The following is a 10,604-nucleotide window of genomic DNA, read 5'->3' on the forward strand; positions in this document are numbered from 1 at the left end:
CTCCGGATTTGACCTCCCCGATTCCCCCCTCCACCGAGCCCGCCGCCACCAGCGACCGCCTCTGGTTGCGCTCCGAATTGATGGGCACCCAGGTGATCACCCGGGACACCGGCCGCCGCCTGGGCGTCGTCGGTGAGGTGGTGGTCGACATCGACCGGCGTGAAGTGGTGGCCCTGGGCCTGCGCGACAACCCTCTCACCCGTTTCCTGCCGGGCCTGCCCCGCTGGATGCCGCTGGATCGCATCCGCCAGGTGGGGGACGTGATCCTGGTGGACTCGGTGGATTCCCTGGCCGAGGGCTTCAATCCCGAGCGTTACAGCAAGGTCATCAACTGCCAAGTGATCACCGAGTCGGGGGAACAACTCGGCCGCGTTCTCGGCTTCAGCTTCGATATCGAAACCGGTGAGCTCACCACCCTGGTGATCGGTGCCCTGGGCGTTCCCCTGTTGGGGGAAGGGGTGCTCAGCACCTGGGAAATGCCGGTGGGGGAGGTGGTCAGCAGCGGCCCCGATCGGATCATCGTCTACGAGGGAGCCGAGGAGAAACTCAAACAGCTCGGCACCGGCCTGCTGGAAAAACTGGGGATCGGCGGCGCCAGCTGGGAGCAGGAGGAGCGGGATCGCTTCCGCACCGGGGCCGTTCCTGCCGAGAACCAGCTACCGGCCGGACAGCCCGTCGCCCAGGAGCAACGCCGGATCCAGCCAGCCACCAGCCGCAGCTTCCAACCCGCCGAGGAGCTGGAATACGTGGAGCTGGAGGAACGGCGCGAACGGGAGCCCCTGCGCCAGCGTCGCTACCTCGACGACGACCTTTCCGAGCCGCGCCAGCGCCCCGAGCCCCGCCCGGCGCCGGCAGATCCCTACGGTGGCCGGGAGAGCGGCCGGGAGAGCGGCCGGGAGAGCGGCCGGGAGAGCGGCCGAGAGAGCGGCCGAGAGAGCGGCCGAGAGAGCGGCCGAGAGAGCGGCCGGGAGAGCGACCGGCAGGAGCGGATGGCGCCCGACCGCAACCCCACCCGCTACGACAACCGCTACGACGAGGAGCGCTACGACCGGGAGCGCTATCGGGAGGAACGGGCCTTCGAGCCTGAGCCCTATGCCTCACCCTCAGAACCTCCTGAGCGGGATGTTGATGAGCCCTTGCGAGGACGGGAGCCCCTGAGGGCTGAGCGGCCCCAGGCCCCGGCCCCCCGGCCGAAGGAACCGGTGGATGTGGAGCCGGAGATCCTCGACGATCCCTGGTGAACCGGCCGATTTGCGGCCTCAGCCCTCCGCAAAGCGCAGCGACGCCGAATTGACGCAATAGCGCTGACCGCTGGGGGCAGGGCCGTCGTTGAAGACATGGCCGAGGTGGGCGTCACAGCGGGCGCAACGGATCTCGGTGCGCTCCATGCCGTGGGTGCGGTCGGTGTGGGTGTTGATCGCCCCGGCCCCCACGCCCTCCCAGAAGCTGGGCCAGCCGGTGCCGGAATCGAACTTGCTGTCGGAACTGAACAGCTCGCTGCCGCAGCAGACACAGTGGTACATCCCGGTGGCCTTGTTGTTCCAGTAGGCACCGGTGAAGGCCCGTTCGGTGCCCCCCTCGCGGGCCACCCGGTACTGCTCAGGGGTCAGCCGGGCCCGCAAGTCAGCCTCGTCGACGTGCTCAAGGGGGGTGGAATCGCTCGGCTGCATGGTGGCGAACCCCGCAGGGGGGCAATGGTTGAAGAAATCCTATCCAGATTGCAATGGTCGCCCGGACCGCTCCCGCGGCGGCAGCAGGCCACGCACCATCGCCGCCACGGCCGCCACGGCCCCCGGCGCTCCCCGCAAACTGCGCAGGTCGCTGGCCATGGCCGAGAGCCGTTCGGGATGCTCCAGCCAGTCGGCCGCCTCGGCGGCGATCTGGGCCGGTTCGATCGGTCCCACCCGTTCCGGCACCACGGCGCGGCCAGCGGAGATGTTGGGCCAGGCCAGGAAGCCCCGGTGGCGCATGCGCCAGGCGGTGAGGGCCACCCCCACCAGACGCCGCAGCAGGGGCAGCCGGGCCACCAGCCCCAGCCAGCCATCCCAGGCCTGCATCACCGCCAGATGCTGGGTGGGCACCAGCACGATCATCGGCACCGCCAGGGCCCCCAGCTCGGCGGTATTGGCCCCCACCGTGGTGAGGGCCAGGGCGCACTGGCTGAGGGCGGCATGGGCGGGATGCTGCTGCAGCAGCAGGATGCGGGTGCCTGCCGCCGTGACCAGCTCGTCGCCTTGGAGATGGGGCTCGCCGGCCCCCTGGCGCCGGTTCAGCGGGTTGGACGGCCCGCCGTAGGCCAGCAGTTCCCGCACCGAGGTGGTGGGAGCCACCGGCAGCAGGAAGCGGCAGCCCGGCCGTAACGCCGCCAGCCGGTCGGCTGTCTCGAGCAGGAATGGCACTCCCACGAGCAACTTGGCCCGCTTCGAGCCGGGCAGCAGGGCCACCCAGTCACCGGCCTGCAGGGGATCGTCCTGGCGGGCCAGGGCCGAGAGGTCCGCCATCAGGTCCCCCACCACCGTGGCCCGCTGGCGCCAGCGGGGGGCCAGGCGGCCGGCGGCGGCGGGCCCCATCACAGCGATGCGGTCGTTCCAGCGGGGCCAGCGGGCCACCCACTCCGCATAGGTGAGGTGGCGGTAGCCCAGCCGGGCCGAGAGCAACACGGTCCAGAACTGGTCACCACCGAGGAAGACCACCACCCCCCGGGCGGGCCAGGGGCCGTGACGGCGGGGCCGCAGCAGCAGCCACCAGAAGCGGGTGGCTGGCAGCACCTGTTCGAACAGGCCCCAGCCCTGGGCCACCCGATGCTCCGCGCCGGTGGCGTTGGGGCAAGGGACCAGCACCAGCCGCAGGCTGCAGCTGGCGGCGGGATCGCGGGGCCGCAGGGGCTCCAGGCCATGGAGCTTCTCGGCCAGGGGCCGCACCCAGGTGCTCAGCTCCCCCGGGCCGTTGCTGACGAGCACGATCGCGCTCTCGGCGGCTGGAGCGGAGACCGGCGACGGCTGGGTCAAGAGAACCCCAGGTTCCGGGGGACGGGAGCTTGAAAAGAAAAATGCGGATGGCGAGACTTGAACTCGCAAGGCCGAAGCCACACGCCCCTCAAACGTGCGTGTCTACCAATTCCACCACATCCGCGTGGCTGGCGCAGGCCGAAGCACCGCACCGGTTGAGCAATATACCCATGGGCTCCCCCCACCCCCGAAGGTCCTCGCCGCCGGGGGCGCCGGTGAGCACTGATACAGTCCGCCCCGGCACGGCCGCACCCCCGCCAGCCCTTATCGCCCGGACCTGCACGGATGCCCATCGGCAAACTGCTGATCGCCAACCGAGGCGAAATCGCTCTCCGCATCCTGCGCAGTTGCCGGGAGCTCGGCATCGCCACGGTGGCCGTTTACAGCACCGTGGATAAAAACGCCCTGCATGTGCAGCTGGCGGATGAGGCGGTCTGCGTGGGCGAAGCCCCCAGCAGCCGCAGCTACCTCAACGTTCCAAACATCCTGGCGGCCGCCACATCCCGCGGCGCCGACGCCATCCATCCCGGTTATGGCTTCCTGGCGGAGAATGCCGACTTCGCCGAGAAGTGCCTCGACCATGGCCTGATCTTCGTGGGCCCCTCGCCGGCTGCGATCCTGGCCATGGGCGACAAATCGACGGCCAAGATCACCATGAAACAGGTGGGTGTGCCCACCATCCCCGGCAGCGAAGGTCTGCTGCAGGATCCCACCGAAGCGGCCGCCCTCGCCGAGACGATGGGCTACCCCGTGATGATCAAGGCCACCGCCGGTGGCGGCGGCAGGGGCATGCGCCTGGTGCCAGCCGCCGATCAGCTCGAAAGCCTGTTCCGGGCCGCCCAGGGGGAGGCGGAAGCCGCCTTCGGCAACCCCGGCCTCTACATGGAGAAATTCATCGACCGGCCCCGGCACGTGGAGGTGCAGGTGCTGGCCGACCGCCACGGCAACGTGGTGCACCTGGGGGAAAGGGACTGCTCGATCCAGCGCCGCCACCAGAAGCTCCTGGAGGAGGCTCCCAGCCCGGGCCTGGATCCGGAGCTGCGACGTCGCATGGGCGAGGCGGCGGTGGCGGCGGCCCGCAGCATCGATTACGAGGGAGCCGGCACGGTGGAGTTCCTGGTGGACAAGAGCGGCGCCTTCTACTTCATGGAGATGAACACCCGCATCCAGGTGGAGCATCCCGTCACCGAGATGGTGACAGGCATCGACCTGATCGCCGAGCAGTTGCGCATCGCCGGCGGCGAACCGCTCTCCGTGCGCCAGGACCAGATCCACATCAGCGGCCATGCCATCGAGTGCCGTATCAACGCCGAGGATCCCAGCCACAACTTCCGGCCAGCCCCGGGCAAGATCACCGGCTGGCTCCCCCCCGGCGGGCCAGGGGTGCGCATCGACAGCCACGTCTACACGGGCTACGAGATTCCCCCCTTCTACGACTCCCTGATCGGCAAGCTGATCGTCTGGGGGGTCGACCGCGACCACGCCATCCGCCGCATGCGCCGGGCCCTGTCGGAATGTGCCGTCACGGGCATTCCCACCACGATCGAATTCCACCTGGCCCTGCTGGATCGCAAGGAGTTCCAGCGCGGTGAAGTCTGGACCAAGTTTGTTGAAGAGGAGATGCTGAACCGCTGAGCCCCGATAGGCGGCCGGTTCAGCCGATGGCCTGGCTACGCAGCAGGGCCAGGGTGAGCAGACCCTGCTGACCCACCAGCAGCTCCCGCAGCAGGCTGATCAGTCCTACCCAGACCACCGGCGTCACATCCACCCCACCGATGGGCTGGATCAGGCGCCGGGTGAGGGCCAACAGGGGCTCGGTGGGCACCCCCACCACACGCATCACCCCCCTGGTGAGGTCCACACTTGGATACCAGGTGAGAACGATCCGGAACAGGAACAACAAAGTCCAGGCCGCCAGGGCCAGCCCCAGGGCCAGGTGCAGCAGGGGCAGGGGCGCCAGTGCGGGAAAGGCCAGGGCCGTCACAAAGCTCTAAGCGTCTGAACTCCGATCGTAGGAACTCGCCCCCACTGCCTAGGATCCCCCGAGCTGTCCAGAGCGAACGCCCGCCATGACCCCTTCCCTCGCCAACTTCCTCAGCAGCCTCGGCTGGGGCGCGGTCATCGTGGTGATCCCCATCGCCATCGCTCTGGTGCTGATCAGCCAGAACGACCAGCTCGACCGGCGGCTCTGAGGTTCCGCTGACAGCGCGGGTAGGGTCCTTAGAGTGATGGCCGTCGCCCGGGTCAACCGCCGTGGTCAACGCCAGCCTCAACTGGGCCAGCATCGTCGGCATCGTCCTGGCAGTCGGCGGAGCCTTCCTCTACTTCATGAGGAGCTTCAAGCCGGCCCTGGCCCGGGACTACGACGTCTTCTTCGCCGCCATTGGTCTGCTCTGCGGCGGCATTCTCTTCTTTCAGGGCTGGCGTCTCGACCCGATCCTGCAGTTCGGCCAGTTCCTGCTCGCCGGCACCACCGTTTTCTTTGCCTATGAGAGCGTCCGCCTGCGTGGGGTGACCACCGAACAGGCCCGCCGCTCTTCCTACTTCGACGACGAGGAACCCGCCGCCGCCCCGTTCCGACCGCGGGGAGGTCTGGGCGGAGGCCGCAGCTACGACGACGAACCGGACCGCTTTGATGAGCCGGAGCCGCTGCGGCGTCGCATTCCCTCCAGAGACGAACCCGAGGACGACTTCTATCGTCCGCGCCGGCCCAGTCGGGCCGCGATCCCCGAGCGGGCCGCCAGCCGCCGAGAGGAGCCCGACTCCTGGGACAACCCCCGCTCAGAGCGTTCCTCCAGCCGGCCCGAGCGGGATCCCATCGATGACCGCCCCGAGCGTGCAGCCGGCCGCTACTCCGCCGGTGGATCCGGCCGCTCGCAGGCCGCTGATTTCGGAGCCCGCCGCCGGGAGCGGGACAACGCCCCGGAACCTCGCCGCGGCTCACGCCCGGTGGCCGCCGCCGACACCATCCCCCGCTCCGGTCGCCGCGGCCCGACCCCCCCAGGAACTCCAGCCCCGTCGGCCCGTGACCCCGGCCTGGGGGCACCCCAGGGAACACCCATGGGCACGCCGATTCGCCCCAGCAGCGCCCGCAGCGGAGCTGCCGACGACGTCAGTGATGCTGACTTCTCGCCCATGGCCAGCAGCCGGCCCCGGCCAGGTCCTCCCAGTGCCAGGCCACCGGCGAGCGAGCCCCCCTCCGGCCCGCCCCCCGGCTCCAGCAGGGACAACAGCTCCCGCTTCGACGATTGAGCCGCTGAGCACCCCCCCCCGGCGGCGGCCTCATCCAGGTCTTCCCTTGCTTGTGTTCGGGTTGCTGGCCCTTCTGCTCTCGGGCTGTGGCAGCTGGAGCTGGGGCCGCCGAAGCGCCGGTCCGGTCGGTTGGGGCGGGGCAGACCGCCAGGATCCGGCGCTGAGCGGCAACGGCCGGGTACTGGCCAGCGTGGTGCGCCGGGACGGCCGCGACTCGGTGCTGCTGCAGGAGCAGCCCTCAGGGACGGTGCTGCCACTGCGCCATTTCGGCCGACTGCAGCCACACCGGTCGCCCTCCCTGAGCTGGAACGGCCGCTATCTGGCCCTGTTGGTGCAGCAGGGCCCGGAGCGCCGGGTGCTGATCGAGGACCGGACCACGGGACGCCTGCACCGCCTGCCCCTGCCCGGCGGTCTGGTGCCCGAAAGCCTCAGCCTGGCCGCCGATGGCCGGCGCATCGCCATCGCCACCGAGGGGGACGGCCGCTCGCGGGTGCAGCTCTACGACCTCACCGCCCTGCTGGAGCCGGACCTGCCCGCCGGCCTGCCGGTGCGGGGGGCGCCGGCCGCTGCCCCATGACACTGGGCGCCGGGAGGCTGATCCGGGCGGCTGCGGTGGCGGTGGCGGGCACCCTGCCGCTGCTGCTGACGGGCTGCCTGGCGCCCCTGCCCCAGCCCCTGGTGGGGCTGAACCAGCGCCTCGAGGCCGCCGGCCCCGCCCGGGGCCCCTCCCTCTCCGGCGACTGGCTGGCCCTGATCGTCAGTCGCGACGGCCGCGACCGGGTGCAGCTGGTGGACCTGCAGCGCCAGCAGCCGGTGCCCCTGCCGGGCCTGGAGCGGCCCGACGCCCAGCCCCTGAGCGTGGCGGTGGATGGCCGTGGCGAGCGCCTGGCCCTGGTGCGCCAACTGGAGGGGCGCACCGAGCTGGTGCTCTACCGCCGCAACCTGATGGCCCTGCAGCCGGTGCCACTGCAGCCCCCTGGCGTGCCGCGCCGGGTGGCCCTGCGGGGCGACGGCCGCGAACTGGCGGTGGAGGTGAGCCGCCAGGGCCAGTGGCAGGTGGACCTGATTGCGGTGCCCTGATCAGGGCACCAGGCCCGCCCAGTGCAGGAAGGTGTCATGGCTGGAGGCCTCGACCAGCAGCACGGCGACGAAGCCGAGCATGGCGAAACGGCCGTTGACACGCTCGGCGTAGCCGCTCCAGCCGAAGGCCGGCACCTCGGAGGTGGTGGCGCTGGTGGCGGGCGGGGTGACGGCGTCCTGGGGGACGTCGGCTGATGGAGTGGTGGAAGGGTCGCTCATCGGATCAATCCTCGCGGCCAAAGCTATAGCCGGCTGCCGGCAGCAGGCACCAGCCGCCGTTGCCATCGAGCTCCAGCACCGTGTCGTGGTAGGCGGTGAGGGTGGGGCGGTGACCCACGCTCACGAAGGCCATCTCCCGCTCCACCAGCAGTTCGTAGAGGGCCTTCTCGGTGGCGACATCGAGGGCGCTGGTGGCCTCGTCGAGCACCACGAAACGGGGCGAGTTGAGCAGCAGCCTGGCGAAGGCCAAGCGCTGCTGCTCGCCGAGCGAGAGCAGGCGGGGCCAGTCCTGCTTGATATCCAGGTCCGGATAGCGATGCACCAGTTCGGGCAGGCGCACCTCCTCGAGCACATGGCGCAGCTGCTCGTCGCTGAAGCGATCGGGGGGCTGGGGGTAGCAGAGCTGCTCCCGCAGGCTGCCCAGCAGCATGTAGGGCTTCTGGGGAATGAACATCAGCTCGCCCACCGGCGGCCGCTGCACGCTGCCGGCGGCCGGTGGCCAGAGGCCGCTCACCAGCCTCAGGAAGGAGGTCTTGCCGCAGCCCGAGGGCCCCACCACCAGCAGGCGCTGGCTGGCGGTCACCTCCAGGCTGAGATCGCGCACCAGAAGGCGGTTGGTGCGGGGCGGCACCAGGTTCACGTTGCTGACCAGGATCGATTCGGGGCGCACCGCTCCGGCACCGGCGCCCATGGCGCCACCGGCGGAGGCCTGCTCGGCGGCCACGAACTCGGCCATCTCGGCACTGATCGATTCCACCTTGCCCTGGAAGCCCTCGAGACGGCTGATGGAGGCGGAGAAGGCGGCCAGCCGATCAATGTTGTTGACGATGTAACTGACCGAGAAGAGCACCTGGGAGAAGGCGATGCTGGCCTGGCCGAAGACACCGAAGTCGACCTGCTTGGCGAAGTAGATCGGCGCGATCACCAACCAGGGCAGGAAGCGGGAGAAGTAGTCGTAGGAGCGCTGGATGACGCTGATCAGCGCCTCCCAGATGATCAGCCGGTTGTAGTTGACGATCACCCCATCAAGACGGCGTTCCCCCTCCTTCTGCTCCTGGCGTTCACCCCGATAAAACGCGATCGATTCGGCGTTGTCGCGGATATGAACCAGGCCGTAGCGGAAATCGGCCTCCAGCTTGAGCTGCTGATAGTTCAGGTTCACCAGCTTGCGGCTGGCGAACACGATCAAGGCCGTGCCGCCCACCGAATAGCCCAGCAACCACAGGGCCAGGGTCTGGTTGATGCTCCAGAGAACGATGATGAAGCTGAAGAAGGTGAGCAGGGCGGAGATGATCTCCACCGTCACGCTCAGGCTGGTGGCGGTGAAGCTGGCCGCATCCTGGGAGATCCGCTGGTCCGGGTTGTCAATCTCCTCAACGCTTTCATCGTTGGGGTTGAGAACGTAGTAGGCCCGGTTGGTGAGGTAGCGGCCCAGCATCCGGCCGCTGAGCCACTCCCGCCACAGCAGACCCAGCTTGGGGATCAGATAGCTCTGAATGGCGCGGATCGGCAGGGCCAGCACCAGGCAGAAGGCATAGATCGCGACGATCTTCCAGAACTCCTCCGCCTTGTAGGCCACCAGGGCGTTTTCGATGTTCCGGGCAATGAAGCTGATGCCCACGTTGATGCCGTTGATCACCAGGATCAGCAGGGCGATCACCCCGAGCAGCAACCAGGGCAGCCAGCGCCCCTGGCGCAGCTTGGCCCGCAGGCTGATGAAGGCGGCGAGGCCGGCGGCGAACAGCACCATGACCACGATGCCGATCGGCCCTTTCCAGACCGCGGCCACCTGCTCGGGCACCCCGGGCAGGAAGCGGCTGCGCAGCTCGGGGATCCAGGCGCCTGCTGCGGCGATCACGCCGGTGAGCAGCAGCAGGGTGAAACCCACCACCACCGCCAGCAGGGCCACCACCAGGAGCAGGAACTGGCCGCTGCCGCCACCGCCTTCGTCGAGGGGCAGGAAGTAGGGCTGGGCCAGGCGCTGCAGCTTGCCCAGCTGCTCGCGAAGGGCCTTCAGGGGGGTCATGGCAGGGGGCGGATCGCGCCATTCTCTCCGCCAGCCCGACCTGGCGGGGGTGGCGGTGTGCGCCCGGCCATCAGCCGGGCGGCCAGGCCAGCGGGCGGCCGCCGATCACGTGCAGGTGCAGGTGGAACACGGTCTGGCCGGCGCCGGCGCCGCTGTTGATCACCGTGCGCCAGCTTTCGAGCCCCTCCAGCCGGGCCACCTTGGCGGCCACCAGCAGCAGGTGTCCCAGCAGTTCCTGATGCTCGGCCGTGGCCTCACCCAGCTGGGCGACCGGTTCGCGGGGAATCACCAGCACGTGCACCGGCGCCTGGGGGTTCACATCCCGGAAGGCCAGGCAGAGGTCATCGGCGTAGACCTCCTGGCAGGGGATCTCGCCGCTCAGGATGCGGCCGAAGATGGTGTCGCTGCTGGCCATGGGACGCCGGGAGTGGTCGGGAGGTGGCACTGAACGGGCAGTGGGCTCCAAAGGGATGTTGGCACGGTGCAGCAGTGGGGCCCTGCGGGGCCTGGAGGCCCTGCCGGTGACGGTGGAGGTGGACATCGCGCCGGGTCTGCCGGGGCTGCGGGTGGTGGGCCTGGCCGATACGGCGGCCCAGGAATCGCGGGAACGGGTGCGCGGGGCGCTGCGCAACGGCGGCCTGAGGGTGCCCCTCACCCGGGTGGTGGTCAACCTGGCCCCCGCCGACCTGCCCAAGGCCGGCCCTGGCTTCGATCTGCCCATCGCCCTGGGGCTGCTGGTGGCCAGCCAGCAGCTGGCGGCCGCCGAGGTGGAAGGGGTCTGGAGCGCGGGAGAGCTGGGCCTCGACGGGCGGTTGCGGGCGATCCGAGGGGTGCTGGCCCTGGCTCTGGCCGCCCGGCGGCACGGGGCCCGAGCCCTGGTGGTGCCGGCGGCCAATGCCACGGAGGCCGCCCTGGTGGAGGGGCTCGCCGTCTGGGGGGCCGACCATCTGGTGGAGGTGGTGGCCCTGCTGCGGGATCCGGGGCGAGCCCGGCAAGCGCCCGTGGCCGCAGCCCTGCCA

13 protein-coding genes and 1 tRNA gene are annotated in these 10,604 nt (G+C 70.0%); 7 read left to right on the forward strand and 7 right to left on the reverse strand.

Annotated elements, in window-relative coordinates:
• The first annotated feature begins 80 nt into the window (after window positions 1-80).
• Entirely contained in the window at window positions 81-1,241 is a 1,161-nt protein-coding gene (locus KQ305_RS13320; protein WP_399231644.1) for a PRC-barrel domain-containing protein, read from the forward strand.
• Between the two features lie 18 nt (window positions 1,242-1,259).
• Here the strand turns inward: KQ305_RS13320 and msrB are convergent, their stop codons facing one another.
• From msrB to KQ305_RS13335, 3 genes are all read right to left on the reverse strand, one after another.
• On the reverse strand, window positions 1,260-1,670 hold the full coding sequence (gene msrB / locus KQ305_RS13325) for a peptide-methionine (R)-S-oxide reductase MsrB (protein ID WP_259725886.1): 411 nt from the start codon (window positions 1,668-1,670) through the stop codon (window positions 1,260-1,262).
• A 39-nt stretch (window positions 1,671-1,709) separates the two neighbouring features.
• Window positions 1,710-3,008, reverse strand: coding sequence for a glycosyl transferase (locus KQ305_RS13330; RefSeq protein ID WP_259725887.1), 1,299 nt, complete (start codon window positions 3,006-3,008; stop codon window positions 1,710-1,712).
• A gap of 42 nt (window positions 3,009-3,050) precedes the next feature.
• A tRNA-Leu gene (locus tag KQ305_RS13335) sits at window positions 3,051-3,132 on the reverse strand.
• A gap of 161 nt (window positions 3,133-3,293) precedes the next feature.
• Here KQ305_RS13335 and accC point away from each other — a divergent pair.
• On the forward strand, window positions 3,294-4,643 hold the full coding sequence (gene accC / locus KQ305_RS13340) for an acetyl-CoA carboxylase biotin carboxylase subunit (protein WP_259725888.1): 1,350 nt from the start codon (window positions 3,294-3,296) through the stop codon (window positions 4,641-4,643).
• A 19-nt stretch (window positions 4,644-4,662) separates the two neighbouring features.
• Here accC and KQ305_RS13345 read toward each other — a convergent pair whose 3' ends face one another.
• Window positions 4,663-4,992 carry a YggT family protein gene (locus tag KQ305_RS13345; protein WP_259725889.1) on the reverse strand — a complete coding sequence of 110 codons (330 nt, stop codon included), beginning with the start codon at window positions 4,990-4,992 and terminating at the stop codon, window positions 4,663-4,665.
• An 85-nt stretch (window positions 4,993-5,077) separates the two neighbouring features.
• On the opposite strand from KQ305_RS13345, the gene psbX reads away from it, so the two are divergent.
• From psbX to KQ305_RS13365, 4 genes are all read left to right on the forward strand, one after another.
• Entirely contained in the window at window positions 5,078-5,200 is a 123-nt protein-coding gene (gene psbX, locus KQ305_RS13350) for a photosystem II reaction center X protein (protein WP_216909263.1), read from the forward strand.
• 61 nt (window positions 5,201-5,261) lie between these two features.
• The gene (locus tag KQ305_RS13355) at window positions 5,262-6,260 is read left to right on the forward strand and encodes a Ycf66 family protein (RefSeq protein ID WP_259725890.1); all 999 of its coding nucleotides are present in this window, start codon (window positions 5,262-5,264) and stop codon (window positions 6,258-6,260) included.
• Between the two features lie 52 nt (window positions 6,261-6,312).
• On the forward strand, window positions 6,313-6,837 hold the full coding sequence (locus KQ305_RS13360; protein WP_259725898.1) for a Tol biopolymer transporter periplasmic protein: 525 nt from the start codon (window positions 6,313-6,315) through the stop codon (window positions 6,835-6,837).
• Window positions 6,834-7,340, forward strand: coding sequence for a hypothetical protein (locus KQ305_RS13365; protein WP_259725891.1), 507 nt, complete (start codon window positions 6,834-6,836; stop codon window positions 7,338-7,340). The genes KQ305_RS13360 and KQ305_RS13365 overlap by 4 nt, the downstream gene beginning before the upstream one ends.
• Here KQ305_RS13365 and KQ305_RS13370 read toward each other — a convergent pair whose 3' ends face one another.
• The 3 genes from KQ305_RS13370 to KQ305_RS13380 form a co-directional block, all read right to left on the reverse strand.
• On the reverse strand, window positions 7,341-7,559 hold the full coding sequence (locus KQ305_RS13370; protein WP_259725892.1) for a chlorophyll a-b binding domain-containing protein: 219 nt from the start codon (window positions 7,557-7,559) through the stop codon (window positions 7,341-7,343). It abuts the gene before it with no gap.
• 4 nt (window positions 7,560-7,563) lie between these two features.
• Entirely contained in the window at window positions 7,564-9,585 is a 2,022-nt protein-coding gene (locus tag KQ305_RS13375; protein WP_259725893.1) for an ABC transporter ATP-binding protein/permease, read from the reverse strand.
• 70 nt (window positions 9,586-9,655) lie between these two features.
• Window positions 9,656-10,000 (reverse strand): histidine triad nucleotide-binding protein, encoded by a 345-nt coding sequence (locus KQ305_RS13380; RefSeq protein ID WP_259725894.1) that lies wholly within the window; start codon window positions 9,998-10,000, stop codon window positions 9,656-9,658.
• A 55-nt stretch (window positions 10,001-10,055) separates the two neighbouring features.
• On the opposite strand from KQ305_RS13380, the gene KQ305_RS13385 reads away from it, so the two are divergent.
• Window positions 10,056-10,604 (forward strand): magnesium chelatase domain-containing protein (locus KQ305_RS13385; protein ID WP_311134357.1); only part of this gene is annotated, 549 nt, incomplete at its 3' end.

Origin of the sequence: Synechococcus sp. CS-1332, from assembly GCF_025127995.1 — a bacterium.
In the GTDB taxonomy this organism is placed as follows: domain Bacteria; phylum Cyanobacteriota; class Cyanobacteriia; order PCC-6307; family Cyanobiaceae; genus Cyanobium.

Bases quoted from the DNA above. Each gene is read 5' to 3' on its own strand.
- KQ305_RS13320 (WP_399231644.1), top strand. From the start codon at position 81: ATGGGCACCCAGGTGATCACCCGGGACACCGGCCGCCGCCTGGGCGTC.
- msrB (WP_259725886.1), bottom strand. From the start codon at position 1,670: ATGCAGCCGAGCGATTCCACCCCCCTTGAGCACGTCGACGAGGCTGAC.
- accC (WP_259725888.1), top strand. From the start codon at position 3,294: ATGCCCATCGGCAAACTGCTGATCGCCAACCGAGGCGAAATCGCTCTC.
- psbX (WP_216909263.1), top strand. From the start codon at position 5,078: ATGACCCCTTCCCTCGCCAACTTCCTCAGCAGCCTCGGCTGGGGCGCG.
- KQ305_RS13365 (WP_259725891.1), top strand. From the start codon at position 6,834: ATGACACTGGGCGCCGGGAGGCTGATCCGGGCGGCTGCGGTGGCGGTG.
- KQ305_RS13370 (WP_259725892.1), bottom strand. From the start codon at position 7,559: ATGAGCGACCCTTCCACCACTCCATCAGCCGACGTCCCCCAGGACGCC.
- KQ305_RS13375 (WP_259725893.1), bottom strand. From the start codon at position 9,585: ATGACCCCCCTGAAGGCCCTTCGCGAGCAGCTGGGCAAGCTGCAGCGC.
- KQ305_RS13380 (WP_259725894.1), bottom strand. From the start codon at position 10,000: ATGGCCAGCAGCGACACCATCTTCGGCCGCATCCTGAGCGGCGAGATC.